Annotated in this window: 14 protein-coding genes and 1 pseudogene; 9 read left to right on the plus strand and 6 right to left on the minus strand. The window is 59.4% G+C overall.

What is annotated here, in order from left to right; all coding sequences use genetic code 11:
* The first annotated feature begins 1 nt into the window (after position 1).
* Both RCF13_RS11435 and RCF13_RS11440 read left to right on the plus strand, forming a co-directional pair.
* On the plus strand, positions 2–2182 hold the full coding sequence (locus RCF13_RS11435) for a DEAD/DEAH box helicase (RefSeq protein WP_024957141.1): 2181 nt from the start codon (positions 2–4) through the stop codon (positions 2180–2182).
* Between the two features lie 182 nt (positions 2183–2364).
* Positions 2365–2925 (plus strand): hypothetical protein, encoded by a 561-nt coding sequence (locus RCF13_RS11440; protein WP_024957142.1) that lies wholly within the window; start codon positions 2365–2367, stop codon positions 2923–2925.
* Between the two features lie 941 nt (positions 2926–3866).
* On the opposite strand, the gene RCF13_RS11445 is transcribed toward RCF13_RS11440, so the two are convergent.
* Complete coding sequence (locus RCF13_RS11445) at positions 3867–4355, minus strand: DUF6624 domain-containing protein (protein ID WP_024957143.1); 489 nt, start codon at positions 4353–4355, stop codon at positions 3867–3869.
* Positions 4356–4685: 330 nt separating this feature from the next.
* Here RCF13_RS11445 and RCF13_RS11450 point away from each other — a divergent pair, with 330 nt between their 5' ends.
* Both RCF13_RS11450 and RCF13_RS11455 read left to right on the plus strand, forming a co-directional pair.
* Positions 4686–6083, plus strand: a complete 1398-nt coding sequence (locus RCF13_RS11450; protein ID WP_038645844.1) for a site-specific integrase — start codon at positions 4686–4688, stop codon at positions 6081–6083.
* 120 nt (positions 6084–6203) lie between these two features.
* Entirely contained in the window at positions 6204–6548 is a 345-nt protein-coding gene (locus RCF13_RS11455; RefSeq protein ID WP_024956681.1) for an H-NS histone family protein, read from the plus strand.
* A gap of 108 nt (positions 6549–6656) precedes the next feature.
* Here the strand turns inward: RCF13_RS11455 and RCF13_RS11460 are convergent, their stop codons facing one another.
* Entirely contained in the window at positions 6657–8417 is a 1761-nt protein-coding gene (locus RCF13_RS11460; protein ID WP_024956680.1) for a P-loop NTPase fold protein, read from the minus strand.
* Positions 8418–8537: 120 nt separating this feature from the next.
* On the minus strand, positions 8538–9158 hold the full coding sequence (locus tag RCF13_RS11465) for a hypothetical protein (RefSeq protein WP_231910911.1): 621 nt from the start codon (positions 9156–9158) through the stop codon (positions 8538–8540).
* 334 nt (positions 9159–9492) lie between these two features.
* Here RCF13_RS11465 and RCF13_RS11470 point away from each other — a divergent pair, with 334 nt between their 5' ends.
* Together RCF13_RS11470 and RCF13_RS11475 are read left to right on the plus strand one after the other, a co-directional pair.
* Positions 9493–9807: a DUF1153 domain-containing protein gene (locus RCF13_RS11470; RefSeq protein ID WP_024956679.1), complete on the plus strand. Its 315-nt coding sequence runs from the start codon at positions 9493–9495 to the stop codon at positions 9805–9807.
* Positions 9807–10631 (plus strand): IS3 family transposase, encoded by an 825-nt coding sequence (locus RCF13_RS11475; RefSeq protein ID WP_032963337.1) that lies wholly within the window; start codon positions 9807–9809, stop codon positions 10629–10631. Before RCF13_RS11470 ends, RCF13_RS11475 begins: the two co-directional genes overlap by 1 nt.
* Before the next feature lie 59 nt (positions 10632–10690).
* Here the strand turns inward: RCF13_RS11475 and RCF13_RS11480 are convergent, their stop codons facing one another.
* The 3 genes from RCF13_RS11480 to RCF13_RS11490 all read right to left on the minus strand — a co-directional run bounded on the left by RCF13_RS11480 (position 10691) and on the right by RCF13_RS11490 (position 13442).
* Positions 10691–11398: an HNH endonuclease signature motif containing protein gene (locus RCF13_RS11480; RefSeq protein WP_024956677.1), complete on the minus strand. Its 708-nt coding sequence runs from the start codon at positions 11396–11398 to the stop codon at positions 10691–10693.
* 508 nt (positions 11399–11906) lie between these two features.
* Entirely contained in the window at positions 11907–12920 is a 1014-nt protein-coding gene (locus tag RCF13_RS11485) for a hypothetical protein (RefSeq protein ID WP_134967741.1), read from the minus strand.
* A gap of 285 nt (positions 12921–13205) precedes the next feature.
* Positions 13206–13442, minus strand: a complete 237-nt coding sequence (locus RCF13_RS11490) for a hypothetical protein (RefSeq protein ID WP_143568571.1) — start codon at positions 13440–13442, stop codon at positions 13206–13208.
* 168 nt (positions 13443–13610) lie between these two features.
* Here RCF13_RS11490 and RCF13_RS11495 point away from each other — a divergent pair, with 168 nt between their 5' ends.
* From RCF13_RS11495 to RCF13_RS11505, 3 genes and pseudogenes are all read left to right on the plus strand, one after another.
* Positions 13611–14723 carry a hypothetical protein gene (locus RCF13_RS11495; protein ID WP_134967742.1) on the plus strand — a complete coding sequence of 371 codons (1113 nt, stop codon included), beginning with the start codon at positions 13611–13613 and terminating at the stop codon, positions 14721–14723.
* 154 nt (positions 14724–14877) lie between these two features.
* Entirely contained in the window at positions 14878–15243 is a 366-nt protein-coding gene (locus RCF13_RS11500; protein ID WP_032963333.1) for an HNH endonuclease, read from the plus strand.
* 56 nt (positions 15244–15299) lie between these two features.
* Positions 15300–18050 (plus strand): annotated as a pseudogene (locus RCF13_RS11505) (UvrD-helicase domain-containing protein); the annotation flags it as partial.
* Between the last annotated feature and the right edge of the window lies 1 nt (position 18051).

Below are 18051 nucleotides of genomic sequence, written 5' to 3' on the forward strand. Positions count from 1 at the left end.
GATGACTGCCTCCAGCGCCTTCCAATCGCTGCATCCTCGAATCCAGCGCTACCTATGGATCGAACAATGGGAGGCGCTGCGTGAGGTCCAGGAATTGGCGATCCCCCTCGTCCTGAGCGCCGACCGGGACGTGATCATCGCCGCCAGCACCGCCTCGGGAAAAACCGAGGCCGCCTTTCTTCCTGCGCTCACGCGCCTTCTGAACACCGACGAGGAGGGCCTGATTGTCTACATCAGCCCCCTAAAGGCGCTCATCAACGACCAGTTTGAACGGCTGCAGCGGCTTTGCGAGGACCTTGAAGTCCCCGTGTGGCCTTGGCACGGAGACATATCGGGCTCCACCAAGCAGCGATTCTTTAAGCACCCCCGTGGCGTGCTCCTGATCACGCCGGAGTCCTTGGAGGCGATGCTCTGCAACCGCGGAACCTCCGTAGCCGCCGCGTTCTCCAAGCTCCTCTACGTTGTCGTGGACGAACTCCATGCGTTCATTGGAAGCGAGCGCGGAAAGCAGCTTCAATCGTTGATGCACCGGATCGACGTGCTATTACGGCGGCGAACTCCCCGCCTGGGCCTGTCAGCGACCTTGGGCGACTTTTCGAGCGCCGGGACCTTCCTACGCCCGGGTGTTGGGGCTGCCCCCGCGCTGGTCAACGCCTCATCAGCCGGAAATGATCTCCAACTGATCATCAAGGGCTACGAACAACCCACACCTGACGGCGGATCCGACGAGAATCCGGTGGCTCCCACGGCGGTGGCCGAGCACCTCTACCGAGTGCTTTCAGGGACGAACAATCTGATCTTCCCCAACAGCCGAAGGGAAGTTGAACGCTACACCCACCTCCTCAATCTGCTGAGCGAACAGGACGGCCGGCCGAGAGAGTTCTGGCCACACCATGGGAGCCTGTCCAAGGAAATACGCACGGACACAGAAGCGGCTCTGAAGCAAAAGGGTCGTTCAGCAAGCGCAATTTGCACGAACACCCTGGAACTGGGCATCGATATCGGAGCGGTGAAAAGCATCGCGCAAATTGGCCCACCACCTTCCGTGGCCAGCCTTCGCCAACGCCTTGGTCGCTCCGGGCGCCGTCCTGGAGAGCCAGCAGTGTTGCGCGGCTACGTTATCGAGGATGCAATCGACGCTGAGTCGACGTTGAAGACAAGGCTTCGACTGGACACAGTTCAGTCCACTGCGAGCGTCATGCTGCTGCTGGAGAGGTGGTTTGAACCGCCTTCGGTCAACGGGCTACACCTCTCGACGCTGATTCAGCAGTTGCTCTCCTCCATTGCCCAGTACGGCGGACTCAAGGCAGCCCAAGCCTATCAGCTGCTCTGCGCAAACCAGGGACCGTTCCACGGGCTGTCCCAAGACGCGTTCGCAGAGCTGCTTCGCCACCTTGGCCAAGAACAGGTTCTGATTCAAGACGGCTCCGGCTTGCTGCTCCACGGCCCGGTCGGCGACAAGTTGGTCAACCATTACACCTTCTACGCCGCTTTCAACGTCGACGAAGAGTTCCGGATCGTGGCCGCCGGCAAGGCACTAGGCACGCTCCCCGTGTCCCAACTGGTGACCGTCGGCCAGCGTATCTTGTTTGGCGGTCGCACTTGGCTCGTCGAGCAGATCGATGACGCCCAAAAAACGATCTACGTGGCCGCGGCGAAAGGCGGCACCCCGCCTCTTTTCAATGGAACGGGCGGGCAGGTCCACACCCAGGTCCGTCAAAAGATGCGTGGACTGTATCAGCAGGAGATAAAGCCAGACTTCCTGGACCCCACTGCTTCTCGCTTCCTGCAGGAGGCGCAAAGCGCCTACCGTCAATTGCGCCTGGACGGCAAGGTTCTCCTCGACCAAGGCAGCGATGCCTTGCTGCTGACATGGCTGGGAGACTCCGCAAATGAAGCCATCGCCTGCCTCCTGAACGCCCAGGGATTCACTTCTCAGGCCGGTAGGCTGGGCGTGGAAATTTCCAAGGGAGCAAGGAGTCTCGATGATGTGATAAAGGTACTCGGGCGGGTGGCGAAGATGCCATTGCCCTCCCCGGAGACCCTTCTCCAATCTGCGAACAACTTGATCACACAAAAATGGGATAGCTTCCTTCCCTCGCGCCTTCTCAGACGCTCCTACGCGTCAATGAAGCTAGACTTGGAAGGGGCTACCGATTGGCTCGTGGGCGCGTTCGGGTAGTCCACCATGTTGTGACCAGTCCAGGGCTGATGCCATCTCCGAGTGAGGCTGTAGCCTCGTTGTCTCATTCGAATTAACCGGATTACTGAAGATGGCCGGCATCGGCTATCGCCCCTTGCTTTGTATATTATTTATTGAACCCCACACACCAATACAGAGTCTCCTTTAAAAGGACGAGCAAAATGGCGAAAGAAGGCCAAAATAGATCTTCGAGCAACAAGACCTCCGCGAAGAAGCAGACTAAGAAGCCAGCCGAAGCAACCGGCAGCGAGTCCCCAGCCAATGCAGCTCAGACACGGAAAGCCTGGGCAAAGAAAGTTCTGGAGAAAGCTATAATCGACGTCGTCGGAGGCCTTCTGGCGACGGGCGCAGTCGCTGGAGGGGGATGGCTCATTGACCACATCAGCAAAGTCATCAATGGCGGTGGCCTCTTCTGGGGCGAGGCGACCACGCCGAAGTCCGCCATTAAGGCAGCAGCAACGCAAGACCGATTGATCTATCTGCAACAGCTATACCTTGATATAGCAGTGTTGCTCGCTACTCATCAAAAACAGCTCAGCAAGCATGCGTCACGGCTGCCTGAGCTGGAACAGCAACTTAGCGCCAACCTAGACATCAGCGTCAAGGTTCGCTCCCCCGGCGAATCCGAGAGGCTTAACCATAAAGTTCTTGCTGCGCTCATTTTCGACAGGTGGGTTGAAGGACTCAAGCCTATGGCACCATCTCGTCTGCGCAGGATGTAAGTAGTCGTTTACGCAGGCTGCTCAACCCCGTCGGCAAGACCTCTTTTCCGCCAATGGGGTTGAGCGTTCGCTGAGCGCGCAGTATGCCGCCCTTCACCTTCCAACAGACTCCCCACACACCAGGGCACGCCGCCCTGGTGTCTGGAACTCCAGGATCGTCTTGGCTATCCAATACGCCGAGCATTCCAACCAGAAACCAGCAGTCTTTTGTCAGGATTTCGGCGATTTCATCCTCACCATAACAGTCGGCTGTGCACTCTCAGGGCAGGTGAAGACATCGCCCCTCCGCTTGCCGCCACACGACAAGAGTGCCAATTGCTTCCGCGCATATCCAAACCGATTACTTCAGCAACAGGCAATAGCGACGAAGGCCGGCGCCATAGTGGTGTCGGCCAGTGTCGCACTTCAGCTCTTTTGATCCCTGCCGCCGACAACCAATCCGCTTTAAGTCACTTGCCGGGCTTATGCTTGTGAGGCTTCAAGCCAGGGGTATTCCCGGGGGTATCCTTGTTATCCCGCCGACGCTTATCCGGCTCGCCGGTGGATGGAGCTATAGGCTTCGGTCCAGGCTTAATCGACATAACTTGACTCCTTCATTGAGAGGGAACGGCCATACAAAGCTGCAACATCGCGCCACGACTGTCAATACAGCCTAACGAGATAAAATAATTCGCTCGCGATTGCCGTTGCCTGCCCTCTCCCATTCTGCCCAGGGAGGCCCGACAGCCTCAGTTCTGTTTCGCAAGTGAGATGAGGTGGCGCAGCGCACGCGCCCGATCCTGGCACGTGTCTACGTTCCACGATGGATGGTAGACCCAAGTCATCAGGGCGGATCCTCCCGCGAAGTCCAGGGACCAGACTTCTCGGGGTTCGATGAATAGGCGCTTGCCCTCTCCTCGATTCACCTGTTGGGAGATGAAGAGCTTTAGCCCTCTACCACCTCACCATGCCCGAAGAGCCGCCAAGCAGTACTCCCAATGCCCCATATCCGCACAACGCCCCTGCGTTCCATAGCGTTGGGGGTCGTTGGTGTGGTCCCAAAGGTAGGCGTAACTGGACGCTTTGACCTGCCCGGTCGCTACCAAGGGCTCCATGGCTTCCGCAAGAGAGCGCTGGAGCGCCGGGGCCTTGTCGGAATGCTGGGCCAGCAGACAGGCCGCGTCCGCCCCGTCTTGGCCCACTTGCGCCCCGGTCGGCCAGCCACGGGCCGCAACGGTGGACTTCAGCCGAGCGGTGTGCACCGCATCGACGGCACTGTGCACCCTCTCCTCGCCCTCGGCAGTCAGTGAGAGGTCCCGCACCGCCTGACCGGCATCCTTCATCCGCAGGAGCTCACCGCGCAGCTCGGGCTCAGTGGGCGTCGCACCGCTGGCTCCCAGCGGCGCGAAGAGGATCGCAATTACTAACAATGGACAGACCCGTTGCGCCACAGCTCCGCCTCCAAAGTGAGTTCTCAGCCCTCAATTCTCCGCAACGTTTATCAGCCGTACAGAACTAACATAACAACCCAAAGGGCGCTGTTAGCTTATAGAAATTAAACAGTACCGTAATGACTGCGATTCGACATAATCTTTATCCAGCCAAGCCATTGATTTTCAAGGATTGAATCCCTCCAATTCCTGCGTAATTTTCTTTTCCTGAAGAAGCATTAATGGGCACTCACAATAGATGCCTACGGTCGGCACGCGACCGACCTATTTCCATTGACGATTGCTGAGGCTGCTTTATCTGTACTTCCATCGAAACGATGGAAGCCCTCAATGCGCCTGGCTCAACCCTCAAGCCCCCTCCAATCCTATCTGGACGATCCCAGCGGCTCGCTGGAGATGTCCGATATCCGGATCGGCAGGCTCAGCATCGGAAAATTGGTGATCACCAGCCGAGAGGCCGCGATCCAGGCCCAAGAGATTCTCAATGCCGCCTATGAACGCACCCGCCGCGCACGTTCGACGAAGAACGGCACACGGTATCCCGAGCCGCTGCCGGCGGGCACACCCGGGCGCTCGCTCTCCGTAGAGATTGACGACTACATCCGCAATCGCGGCGACTACAGCTGCCTGGCCAGAGAGACCGTCGAGGCGACCTCTCGCACCCTACGGCTGCTTCTAATGACGTGCGGGGACATACCGGTCACCCGCATCGACCACGCTCACATCTACAAGCTATGGGACCTCATTCGCTGGGCCCCAGACCGTCTGCTGTCCGACCCAGAGTACCGCAGGTTTACCTACGACCAAGCGGTCGCGCGTGGAAGGCAACTCAACGTGGCCCCACCGGCCCCCGCCACGCTTGAGAAACACCGGCGCTTCCTATCGACCTTCTTCAAGAAGCTTGAGAAATCCAAGGCCATCGGTGCCTCACCGATGGTCGCCTTCGACGAGATCAAGAAGGACTTGGTCGTGGATCCGAACAAGCCCGAGCGCCTGTTTGACGATGCAGAACTCAAGCGCATCTTCGACCATGGGACATATGTCCCATGGGCTAGCAAGTACCCCCACCGCTGGTGGCTTCCCATCCTCGGCCTCTGCACGGGAGCGCGCATCAACGAGATCGCCCAGCTCAAACTGGCGGACGTGGTGCAAGAAGCCGGCGTCTGGTGCATCCGGATCCAGAAGACCGTCGATCCCGACCTGGCGCACAAGACCCGCAACCGAAGCCGTCAGCGCCTGAAAGGGAAGGCAGCCATTCGCACCCTCCCCATCCCCACCCCAGTGCTCAATGCGGGCTTCCTCGATTTCGTGGCCGATATCCGGGCATGCGGTCATCCCCGGTTGTTCCCACACCTGACCGCCGGCGTGAACCGCAAGACGGGTGAGTCGAACCAGCGTTACAGCCAAGCCGCCCTCAACCAGTTCAGCACATACCTGAAGAGCCTAGGTTTCGGGAAGGGTATTGGGCTACACGCGTTTCGGCACACCATCGCCACGGAGCTCCATCACAAAGGAATTCCCGACGAGGACATTGCCTTGCTGACGGGCCACAGCATCAGCAAGAAGGTGCCGGTGCTGCATGAGGCCTACTTCCACAAGAAACCAGAACTCGCCAGAAGGAAGCAGATCGATCTCCTGAGTCGCTACGCGCCACCGGTCGAATTGCCGATCTACCAGAGAGGTCAGTTCGCGAAACAACTAAGCGATCCAGACAAGTTCTACCCGTAGATCGGCGGCTGTTGCCTGGGCCCTACCGAATATTGAAGGAGAGCTTGGGCGCCCCTGCGAGCATTCGCATCGGATTCCATTTGGAATTACCCTAAAGCCCTCACCGCTCGGATCAAACAGATGACCATCGATGTCAGCGGCCTGTCGGCCAAAGAACTCAAAGCCCTGATCACTCAGGCAGAAAAGCAGCAAACCAAAGTGCTGACTCGGCCCAAAGCTGCGGCTATGCGAGCCAAGATCAACAAATACGTCAAAGATCATGGTTACACGATAGAGGAGCTTTACGGCGCGGTTTCAACGACCTCTTCAGAGGCATCCAAGAAGCGCACCGACGGCAAGGTCGCCCCGAAGTACCGCAATCCGGCCAACCCTAGCAAAACGTGGTCCGGCCGTGGCCGCCAACCGAGGTGGCTGGCTTCGCTGATCCAGAAGGGGAAGGAGCCCAGCGAATTTCTCATCAAATGAGCCTTCGCTCGATAGACTAAAGCTACGTGACTGCGCGGACACGAATGAGCATCAGGGCCCTAGAAGGCAACGAGGAAGTTTCGCGGGGTTTTCCGAAGCCTAGCGAGTCTATGCGGATGGGCACTCATACCTATCGACGTATTGGACGAAGGAGCGGAGGTAGGTAGTTGCTTGCTTGATTTCCGCATCAAGCAATGACATTGGGCGTTGAGAAGGAACACTCCGCTCGATGCAGGTTATGAGCTGCTGGGCGTAGGCTCTATCCCCACCCACGTAATCAGGCGAGTTGGTGACACTGAGCCGCATCCGAAATACTTTGTTCAGGCGGATGACAGCCGCGATACCGCTTTCTCGAAGCTTTGCCAGGAAGTCCTCCGGCGGCGGTGCGGAACTGAACACAGGCGTGCCGCTTGTATTGGGCGCCACGCCTTCCCCGCTGAAAATCCAGGAAAGTGCAATCGTGCTCGCCACGACTTTGGCATGCTTTCGGGCGATCTCTACGATCTCGTCACACTTACTAATGACCTCCCTCTCTTCAGCGCTGTAGTCGTCCGGCCAGACTTCATAACCATCGCAGTCGATGAGGTCAGGTGCGCTCAGATAGTAATCCAGCCTCCGAAGCACCGTCTGGGTCCACTCTTCCTGCGTCTGGACGAATACACCTTTGAAGCCGAGGAAGTACAAGCTTCGATAGATGCTTAAGATGCGAGACAATTTAATTGCTTTTCCATCCTCTCCACCCGCCTCCAGTTCGGCCTGTGCGTGACCTATAGCCGCCTGAATCTGCTCATCGGTGGCGGACGCATAGTCTCCGATCATCATGAGCGGATCATAAGAACGAAGCTCCGGGATGAGCCCAAACTGGGCGGCAAGCACTTGGTAGTCGACGCCCACCGACCCACGCATGTGATCGATGAACTCTTGTGACGCAGGCCAGCTGTGGACAGCTGCGGACAGTCCAAGCCGCTCCAACGTGGATGCTAGGGAGGCTGTCTCGTCTTCGGTGGCCTGTCCCTTCTCCTTCATTACGTCGTGAAGGGCAAGCATGATGCCCACCTGATCGGTCGAAAAGACCTTCCTGACAAGCTCGCGGCCATTGGCATCGCGCGCGAGGGCAACTGTCCAGAAGAACACCGCGCTGGGCAGGGGACTGTTGAAAATCTGATCCAGCGCATCTTTTGGAAGCGCTTCCGCCAGCCGCTTCAATTCGACTATCACCGTTCTGACGGTTCGCAAGTTGGTGACGCGAGCGCTCTCGATGAGACTGATGATTTCCGAGAGACCTCCACCAACGATCCGACGCACACCATCCTCCGCAATGCCATTGATCGTCAGTTGGCAGAACGCCAGCAGATCAGGCTCCACGTGGATGGTGGCACCGACGATACGCTCTTTATACCTTCCAAAATTTTTGAAGTTCTCGCCCGCACGAACTTCGTCGGCAATCAGCAGACAATGAACGCCACTGCTGTCGATGAGGTTGACGACGAACCCGAATAGGACACTGAAAGGACCTGCAAAGCGCTCGACATCATCGATGCAGACCACGGTCTTGTCACGTGTGAGCTCTGCTCGCCAAGTGATATCTTTTGGCTCAATCTTTGCCACGCGAAGCAGCGCCTTTCCAAGCACTGACCCCACTTCAGCAACCACGCCAGGAACTGCCATGGTGATGGATGCTTGGAGCAAGGCCCGCTCCAGATCCTCCAACGACTCCAGACCCGCAGCAGAGATAGTGATGGGCGAGCGATCCGTTAGCTCCGCAGCGTAGCGACTCCATTTATAGGACTTCCCAACCCCCCAGTCCCCTGAGATCAATATGGCATAGCCGGGTTGGGGTGATCGCAGGTAGTTGTCCAGCTGTTGCATCAGAGGGTCCTTTTTTGACGATAAGTGCTAAAGCCCAGGATTGACGCTCGATTCTGACGCTCAAAACGCGCCCGCGCTGGCGGTCAAGCGAGCTGGCCCCGCGGCTAAACAGGCGGACCATTACTGCTCAGATGGCGCCCAGGTCTTTGACCACCGCTTGGCCTTGCTGCAGGAATCCCAACAGCAACCGCCCCCTGCCACCTTCCGCCCACTTCTCTCGTTGAGCCACTGCGCCGGCCGCCGGCCGGACTCAAACAGGGCCGGCGTTGCCATTGAGGGCGGCCAGTCCTGCAAGGGCTCACCAGGTGACGAGAGCTGTCCCGTGATCGGCTGGACCACCGCGGGCACCGTCGCGTCGTGTTTGGCGTAGGCGGTAGCCGTCATGCGTCCGTTCTTGGGAGACCATCCACCCAGCACCAGCTCCGTGGTGCAGTATTCTGCCGGCAATCCCGCTTCAGCCAGGGCTTTGGCGTAGTTCGGCCAAAGCTGGTCAATGACTCGCCCCAATTCCGCCGTCAGCTGTTCCAAGGTGAAGTCTGCTCGAAAACTTGCTTCCAACGAGAGTTGGTAGATTCGCAGAAAGAACTGAGCTGAACCCCGGGTTGCAAACAAGATCTGGTGCTGAGGAATGAGCAGCACCTTCGCCCCTGCCGAAGCTTGGCCACTTAGGGCGTCCTCCGCCCAGGTGTCTACCGTCACGACCAACTGGTCAGCGCTCAGCAAAACGTTAAGGATGCTCATGGGTAAAGTCTGGCTGCCTGTCTCCTACTATCCAACCTTGCCCCCGCACCTGTCGAGCCTTCTATGGAGCTTTCCCTAGAGCTGTTGGCCGCGCGCCTTGAGGCATGCGACGTAGACTTAGAAGCCCACCGCGGCAACATCAAGGCCCTGGAATATGGACTACGGGCGGTCATCGCCAGCCATCCTAAAGGAAGGCTTTCTCCATGGAACTACGTTAGCCAGAACTCGTTTCGCCAGATGACACGCCGATCCGAAAGGCACTGGCATCCAATGCACCAGTGTAATGACCCACTGAAAACCTGCTCAGGTGTTACTTTCCCCGAAGGAGACACCGATGAGCGAAAAGATGGAAGAAGAGATCAAGCGCTGGACCGCCCGGCGCAAGTCGGCACTGGTCCTTGAGATCATCCAGGGCAAGACGACGGTGGCGGCGGCCAGCCGCCAGTTCGACCTGACCCCGGCCGAGATCGAGAGCTGGGTCGAGGACGGCAAGCGCGGCATGGAGAATGCCCTGCGTGCCAAGCCGGAGGACGTGCGCGAGCAGTATGCGCGGCAGCTCAAGGATCTGCAGGAGGCCTATGGCGAGGCGATGCTGGAGATCCGCGCCCGAAAAAAGCTGGCGTCCCTGGTGGGAAAGGACGAGAGCTGATGCGCTCGGTCCAGCAGGGCCTGAAGGACGAAGGTTTCGCGGTGCCGATGACCAAGCTGTGCCAGTGGTTCGATGTGGCCCGTCGCACGACGTACTACAAGCCGACCCGGTCACCGCCCAAGGTGAAGCCAGAGCTGGCCGAGCCAATCAAAGAGATGATCGAGGCGGAGCCGAGTTTTGGCTATCGCATGGTCGCTGCGTTGCTGGGCATGAACAAGAACACCGTGCAGCGGATCTTCCAGCTCAAGGGCTGGCAGGTACGCAAGCGTGCCCTTGGTCAGCGCCCGCGGATCGAAGCCAAGGTGTCGCGGGCCGAAAGGCCGGACCAGCGCTGGGCCACCGACCTTTGCCGGGTCTGGGGCGGAAAGGACGGCTGGCTCAGTCTGGCGCTGGTGATCGACTGCAGCACGCGCCAGCTGCTCGGCTGGCACCTGTCACGGACCGGCAAGGCCAGCACCGCTTCGGCCGTCCTGGAGCAGGCGCTGATCACCCGCTACGGCACGTTGGGGCGTGTGAAGGAGCCATTCCTGCTGCGCTCGGACAACGGCCTGGTGTTCACCAGTCGGGATTACACCCGGCTGGTGCGCAGCTACGGCCTGAGCCAGGAGTTCATCACCCCGCACTGCCCTCAGCAGAACGGGATGGTCGAACGGGTGATCCGGACGCTGAAGGAGCAATGCGTGCACCGGCATCGCTTTGAGAGCCAAACCCACGCCCTGCGGGTGATTGCTGACTGGATCGCCTTCTACAACCAACAGCGCCCTCATCAGGCGCTGAAGATGATGACCCCGGATGCGGCCTATGCCGCTACATTAACCGCATGACCTGAGCAGGAAGCGGTGGGTCATTACACCAGCGCCGGCAAGAGAACCACAACCAAGGGTCAATCGTCTCCAGCATCCACCAGTGTTTCAACCACCAAGCGAAAGGCGTGCGCTGCTCGGTTCTGGTGGATGCGCAACAATTGACGGCGTGTCGCCAGCGTTGCTTTCTCGAGCGCCTCCCGAACGAAATCGTCCCCATGCAGATTCGATTTGCGCGAGTTGCAACTCACGCATGCCAACACGATGTTGGAGATGAAGTTGCTCCCCCCATGATGCAAAGATACGTAGTGATCCTCGTGGCAACTGGCAGGCTCACCAAGGCCATTTACAGCACCACCCGGTCCCTCGAGGGATCTGTAGCAGTAGTAGCAGCGACGCTCCTGGAGCACCAGCAATGTCCTAATCTGCTCAGTGCTGTGCGAGCCTGGCGCCGCCTTCGACTTCAGGGCCCGGCGAAACGACGTTCGTCGGCGCGTCTCGCGGGCGCGGACTTTCCAATGCGCATGAAAGGTATTCCAGGGCAAGAGCACTTCCAGATCGGAGGACTGGAAGAAACGGCGATCACCTGCTCTGCACGCCTCGTGAACGCTCCAATCCTCCAACGTCCCATTGCAGCGCGCGCATCGCCCGTGTTTGGTAAAAAACTGCATCAGCTCGTCGCTGATTCCAAAACGTGCGTTGAGGTCCACGCGCTGAAACCGGCAACCGATCATGCCGTCGGAAAAGACCTGATCTCCCAGGCGTTCATAGGGATAACGCCGGACCATACCCCACCCTGCCTTTGTCAAACATCCGAGAATGGTGCCCGCTTTCCCTACCGGCTGCCAGCAGAGGTCGCCCGTGGCTGGTCCAGACCTTCTCGCAGTAACCGCCGCACCAACTCGCTGACGTGAACATCCTCCCGCGTTACCGCCTGTTCCTGTTCCAGCCGGTTCTTCAGCTCCCGTGGCACGCGAACGGCGACTTGCACGTAAGGTGGCCGGCCCGCGTGGACAGCCTCACCAAGGTGAGCCCCTACGTCAATACCAACGCGTGGCGTGCGCCGTTGAGGGCGCCACGCCACCCGCTGGCGTTGGGCATGACGTCCGATCGACGCGACCGGACGACCTTTTGCTACGGGAAAAGCATGCTAGACCCGAAAAGGGCTTAACAGAGGATCAGAGCGCCTGAGAGTTCAACTGAATCCGGCAACTACACCTGTATTCCCCGCTGATCGGCAATCTCATTCATCGATGGAGAGCCCCGTTCAAGGGGCTCTCTAAATGCTACAGCCATCTAAGGCTGGTCACCATAAATTTGCTTCCGCAACTGCATTTCCGAGGCAGCCGCCCTCTCCATCTCCATCTCATCTCCAAAGTACAGCTTTTTAGTATTCTCCACCGTATCTGGACCATACTTGGCTTGGACACCCTGCTCGAGAGTTAGTCCCTCTTTCGCACATTCCCCAATATCAAAAGCTTGACCATAAAACACTGCAGCATAGGCAGGCGAGGATCTACGACGCACCACGCTCTTTGCTCGTTCGACAGCTTCGGCTACGGCGTCACCGGTCCTGTAGCTCCTATCACTTTGCACATCCGCTAACAATTGACAAGAGACAGGTTCAGAGGCATCGAGAAGAGCGTTGATCTGCGCTACCGATGTCAACGTTCTCTCATCTTCGCTCTCCTGCTCCTGTTGCTCCCTCTGGTGCTGCGCCCTCTGCGCTTCTCTTATCTTTTCATCGACCAGGGCTACCGCAACGCGAGACACTAGCCGTTCCGGTGAGGCAGCGCAGGCCACTTCTACTTCTTGCCGATATGCCTCCAAATCCTCCTTACCAGGCTTGAAGATGAACCCAACAACCGAAGCAGCTCGTCGCTCTTCAATAACGGAAGAGAGATAATTGACTTCCGCATTGGGTGGCAGGAGTCCATCAGTCGAAGCTTTGCAGCTCGCAAGCCCGACGTCTCTTCCGTGTCGATCATAGCTAGACTTCACCGTTTGACGGAAAACATCAGCCAAGGAACGCCCTGTATCAGCCAAACATTGGGAAATAATGTCTTGATCCACGTCCTTTCTTGGCTTGGACCTTCCTTTTAGGACGTTCTGAAAGTAATACTCGACATCTGAGTCCCCCTTGTAGCTAGCAGCGGCGGCTTGAAAAACCGTCTCTATCTGGCGATTGACCGCAAAGTCATCGCCCATCGACTGGCTATCGGCGAGCTGCTCGCACTTAAGCTTAGAATCGAGTGAGATTGCTGGCGCTTTGTTGCCTGAGCAAGCAGCCAGGAAGAGGAACACCGTCATGACGGTTAACGATTTTATGCGCATACATCCCCTGTAATTTAAGCGTCTTGCCGAAACGGCGGAGCATTCTACATCGCAGCGCCACTCGGCTGTGGAACTGGGCCTGAGGTCCACCGACAAGGCGCACTTAAATACGTCAGTGCCGCAGCCATGGTATGGATGCACGTAGCAACAGGGCCACCGCTGCGAACCATGTGTACCGCAGTCTCCTTAGACCGCCAGTCCATCAACTTGTTGCGCGAGTGCTTTCAAGTGAGGGACAAGCGTTCCGAGGAGGTCCCCTCCTCATCCGAAGGTGTGCTGCGACCCCAGCACGGTCCATCCTCGGTCCATCAGGTCGCATCGATGCAGCCAGCACTCTCTCTCAGTCATCCTGACTGGATGGTCGGCTGGCACCTCGACCGGCTCCAGTGTTCCTAGAACTGGTGGCAGCGTTGGATGGTCGACCTGGAACAGAACGTGGAGGTGCTCGCCAGTGTAGTCGGCGGTCATTCGATACAGCGTTAGGGTTGGTTTGCTCATGGAAGTTCTCCTATTGGGTAGCGTCGAAGCCGAGCCGGCTTGACTCAATTACTTATCCTCAAGCGCCCAAGAACTCGAACTACCCTTGTGCCGCAAGCGTTTCCATTTGAAAACGTCTTGGAAGACCTGAGTTCCGCTATCCTTTGCTGAACAGGGGACCACAACACCATGAGCCAACGGATCATTGGCCTGGCCTGTATGGCCATGCTCGCTGGATGCAACGCACCCACTCCACCGCCCACGGCGGGGCCCGAACCTATAGCGCTTCCGGCACCTGTTGCAGAGCCCGAACCAGTCTCCGTTCCGGAGGAAGTACCCGCTGCTGTGGCCGAGGAGCCAAAGGCACACGCCGATGATCCGGCGGTGGTAGCGCGCCTGAGAAAGCTGATCAAAGAAAGGGACGCATTGGGCACGAAGGTGTTCCGGGCTGGCGTGTCCATCGATGGGGCAAGTTCGGCCGGCACGGCATACAACGAAATCCACATCCCTGAGCACACGTGTTTTGTGCTCGGCCAGCTGCTGGACAAGGCGGACTTGGTAGCCCCATTGGCTATCGAATACGAGCCGGACTACGAGACTCAAACCACCGAAAATGCGTCAGATCTCCGCATCATGGGCAATTCCTTAGGCAACTTCGCCAGCGTTGCTCAGCGCGTGTTGGACATGCCGCACGACGAACGTGTGATCACTTGGAACCTGGACTGCGCCGGCCAGCTTGGCCTGCCCAAAGCCTACATCAAGCAGGAGGGACAATCCTCGTTCTACGTGGTGACGAACGAGGGCCATGCCCTGAAGGTGTTGGGTGACATAGAGGCCGGGTTTGCGCAGAAGGTCGAAGACGCCATCGAGGCTAACCCCACGGTAGAGGTCGTGATGCTGGGAAGTGGCGGGGGCTATATCGATGAAGCCATGAAGGCCGGTGCCTACATTCGACGCAAGGGACTGGACACCACCCTTTACAACAACTGCTACTCCGCGTGCCCCTTGGTCTTCATGGCAGGGGTTGAACGGCTGAACTGGTCGCCCTACCCCAAGCTGGGGTTCCATCAGATTTACACACCCGATGGCCAAGCCGTCCCGCTTGACAGCCAACCCTACCGGCTCGTGTTTGGCTACTTGACCCGCATGGGCATTGAACCTCGTTACGTGCTGCAGAAAATGTGGTCGGCGCCGCCGTCGGGCATGACCAACGTGGACGGACAGGACGAGGACCTCTGCCAGGCCAACATCACCACCTGGATTCAGCGGGGTTGTTCCAACCGAGACTACGGCCACCTGTGAGGGGCGGCCTCTTGCTCTGGCCCCTGACACGCCGTATAAAGCACCTGCCGGTCGCTAAAGCGTCGGTGTTGTGCCCGCATAGCCAATAGGCTCCGGGTGCCCGAGGTCCACCCAATGGGGGCGCGGGAATCCTTTTCGATTCCGGAGCCCGCCGTTGAGCACAAAGACCCTCAAAACCCTGCGCACCCATTCTTTTCACGCCCAGCAAGGCCGTTGCTACTACTGCAGCAGTCCAATGTGGCTGTGCTCGCCCGACGAGTTGGGCCTGCGCCCCCGTTCGGCCGCCCTTTTTCGATGCACGGCAGAACACCTGCTGGCCCGCCAGGACGGCGGGAAGGACGTGGCAGACAACGTCGTGGCCGCGTGCCACCTGTGCAACCTGCGGCGACACAAGCGCCCTACCCCGGCCCCCTCACCCGACGCCTATCGCGTCCGTGTCCAGCAACGCATGGCCAAGGGGACTTGGCGCCCTGCCCTGTCCAAGGTGGCCGCCCACAAAGGCTTTCACGCCTTATCATGACGTGATCGGCTTCTCACTTTGGCGTTGGATGATCGCGGGGCATGGACAGCAAAAGGATGGCGAAGGAATGGACCCCGTCGTGGGCGGGCCGACACGTAACGGGATCATCGGATTGGCGTTTGCGCCTTGAGGGCTTGGAGCTCGCCTTGGCGCTGGACGGACGCACCCACCGGGTCAACGTCGAGGACGAGGCCACTTACCGCGTCAACACCGGCACCTTCTGGACCGACATCACGTTCCATCCTGGGCAGGGCCGGGAAGTAAGGGCCGACGGGCTGCCCAACGTCCAGGGCGCCGCCTTGGTTCAAGCGTTGAACGTGGCATTGACAGAGAAACGCCTGCGCGAGGACGTGGCGTTCCTCAAGGGCCAGCAGCGCTCGATAGACGTGTGGCTGGACCACAAGGCAGACCAGGAGCGGGGCTGTTTGGAGCAGCGCCGCTGGTTCACCCACGAGCAGCAGGAGGACGTCCTCGCTGCCCGCCCCAAGATGGATGCGGCCGGTCTTCGATCGCGCCTAAAAAAGCCGGGCGTGGCGGTTCGATTGGGACCGGCTGCCCAGGCGATCGAGCGCTCGCTGGCAGCGTGGGAAGCCGACCACCGCCCTGCATGGGCCGCGCTCAACGCTGCCCACGTGGACCGCGAATTGGTGGCCTGCAAAGACTTGCTGGACCGGGTGGAGAGCAGACCGCTCACCCCGGAACAGGCAAGGGCCGTGGTGTGCTTCGACAACCGTGTGCAGGTGGTGGCCTCGGCCGGCTCGGGCAAGACTTCGACCATGGTGGCCAAGGCGGCCTACGCCATCCACCGCGGGTTCGTGGATCCCAAGCGAATCGTCCTGCTGGCGTTCAACACGGACGCCGCCGAAGAGCTCAAGAAGCGCGCGGTCTTGGCGTTTGAGCGCTTGGGCATGGGGGACGTAACCGTGGAGGCGTCCACCTTCCACGCGCTTGGTTTGCGCCTCATCGGCAAGGCCACCAGGGAAAAGCCCGACGTTCCCGATTGGGCCACCGACGCGGCTGGTGGCGTGCGAAAGCTCACCGACCTCGTGGACCAGCTCAAAGACCAGTCGCCCACGTTCCGCCGCCAGTGGGACCTGTTCCGCTTCGTCTTTGGCAAGGACCTTCCAGCGTTTGGTGCACCGGAGCCGTCCGACGTATGGGACGCCCAAGGCAAGGGCGCGCTGGTCACCAACCGCGGCGAGCGGGTGAAGAGCGTGGAAGAGGTGATGATCGCCAACCTGCTCTTCTTAAACGGAGTCGACTACCGCTACGAGGCCCCCTACCCCCACCGCACCGCCGACGAAACGCACCGGCAATACAAGCCCGATTTCTACTACCCCGACTTGAACCTGTTCCACGAGCACTTCGCGCTCGACGCCAATGGCGTGCCACCAGCGCACTTCGAAGGCTACATGGATGGGGTGATCTGGAAGCGACAGCTTCACGCGGAGAAAGGCACCGAGCTGTTTGAAACCACCAGCCACGGGTTGCGCCACGGCGACGACTTCGATCGGCTGGAGCGCGAACTGACCGACCGGGGGTTGGTGCTCGATCCCAACCCTGACCGGGAGATTCCCAAGGAAGGCCAGCAGCCCATGGCATCGGTCGAGCTCGTTGGGCTGGTGCGCACGTTTATGAGCCACGCCAAGAGCAACGGCTTGAGCGCATCGGATCTGCATCAGCGGTTGGACGCGATGCCCGCCGACACCTTCAAGCTGCGCTACCAGATGTTCCTGGACATCGCCGTTCCGGTGATGGCGGCGTGGGACGAAGCCCTGGCAGCAGAGGATGGCATCGACTTTGAGGACATGCTCAACCTCGCCGCCAGCCATTTGGAAGGCGGGCGCGTGGAATCGCCTTACGACCTGGTGATGGCCGACGAGTTCCAAGACGCCTCGCGCGCCCGGGCCCGGTTGTGCCGTGCACTGGTCCAAGGCAAGGGCCGCTTCCTCTTCGCTGTGGGCGACGATTGGCAGTCAATCAACCGCTTTGCCGGCGCGGACGTGTCGGTGATGACCGGCTTTCGCCAGTGGTTTGGTCACGGCCAAGTGCTCAAGCTGGAGCAAACGTTCCGATGCCCCCAGGCGCTGTGCGACGTCTCCAGTGCATTTGTCTCCAAGAACCTGGGGCAGATCGCCAAGCGCGTGCATTCGGCCACCCCTGCCCATGGCCCAGTGCTCCAAGCGTTCCAGGTGGACACCAAGGACCAGCTGGCCGATGCAATCGACCGCTTCGTGGTGAACTTGGCCGAGGGGGTGCGCGATGGCACGATCCCGCCGGGGCGCAACGGCAAGGTGTCGGTTTATGTCTTGGGCCGCTACAACGCCGATCGGCAGTATGTGCCGATGAGGCAAAGCCGGTTCAACCGCTGGGTGGAGGTTTCCTTTCTGACCATCCACCGCTCGAAAGGCAGCGAAGCGGACTACGTCATCCTCCCGGAAATGATCAGCGCCCCGCGTCGGCGCAGCTTTCCTAACACCCGCACCGACGATCCGGTGTTGGCCCTTGCCATGCCCGAAGGAGACACCTTCCCGCTGGGCGAAGAGCGCCGGCTCTTCTACGTGGCCCTGACCCGGGCCCGGCGCACCGTGGCGATGTTCACCGCCCGTGGTCAACGCTCGATGTTCCTTCGGGAGTTGGTGGAAGACGGGATATTGGGGATCACTGACACCGATGGCGAAGCCGTCAAGGAAGAAGCGTGTCCGGCATGCAAGCAAGGCGTGCTGGTGCTGCGCACCGGCCCTTATGGGGAGTTTCGCTCCTGTTCCAATTTCCCCGTTTGCAGCTACAAGCCGAGGCGACGCGGTG

This window comes from Stenotrophomonas maltophilia group sp. RNC7 (genome assembly GCF_030910085.1).
GTDB classification, from domain to species: Bacteria; Pseudomonadota; Gammaproteobacteria; order Xanthomonadales; family Xanthomonadaceae; genus Stenotrophomonas; species Stenotrophomonas sepilia.

Coding starts and splice junctions, on each gene's coding strand:
- RCF13_RS11495 (WP_134967742.1), top strand. CDS start 13,611: ATGAGCCAACGGATCATTGGCCTGGCCTGTATGGCCATGCTCGCTGGA.
- RCF13_RS11475 (WP_032963337.1), top strand. CDS start 9,807: ATGCGCTCGGTCCAGCAGGGCCTGAAGGACGAAGGTTTCGCGGTGCCG.
- RCF13_RS11470 (WP_024956679.1), top strand. CDS start 9,493: ATGAGCGAAAAGATGGAAGAAGAGATCAAGCGCTGGACCGCCCGGCGC.
- RCF13_RS11450 (WP_038645844.1), top strand. CDS start 4,686: ATGCGCCTGGCTCAACCCTCAAGCCCCCTCCAATCCTATCTGGACGAT.
- RCF13_RS11465 (WP_231910911.1), bottom strand. CDS start 9,158: ATGAGCATCCTTAACGTTTTGCTGAGCGCTGACCAGTTGGTCGTGACG.
- RCF13_RS11435 (WP_024957141.1), top strand. CDS start 2: ATGACTGCCTCCAGCGCCTTCCAATCGCTGCATCCTCGAATCCAGCGC.
- RCF13_RS11480 (WP_024956677.1), bottom strand. CDS start 11,398: ATGGTCCGGCGTTATCCCTATGAACGCCTGGGAGATCAGGTCTTTTCC.
- RCF13_RS11485 (WP_134967741.1), bottom strand. CDS start 12,920: ATGACGGTGTTCCTCTTCCTGGCTGCTTGCTCAGGCAACAAAGCGCCA.
- RCF13_RS11455 (WP_024956681.1), top strand. CDS start 6,204: ATGACCATCGATGTCAGCGGCCTGTCGGCCAAAGAACTCAAAGCCCTG.
- RCF13_RS11490 (WP_143568571.1), bottom strand. CDS start 13,442: ATGAGCAAACCAACCCTAACGCTGTATCGAATGACCGCCGACTACACT.
- RCF13_RS11460 (WP_024956680.1), bottom strand. CDS start 8,417: ATGCAACAGCTGGACAACTACCTGCGATCACCCCAACCCGGCTATGCC.
- RCF13_RS11440 (WP_024957142.1), top strand. CDS start 2,365: ATGGCGAAAGAAGGCCAAAATAGATCTTCGAGCAACAAGACCTCCGCG.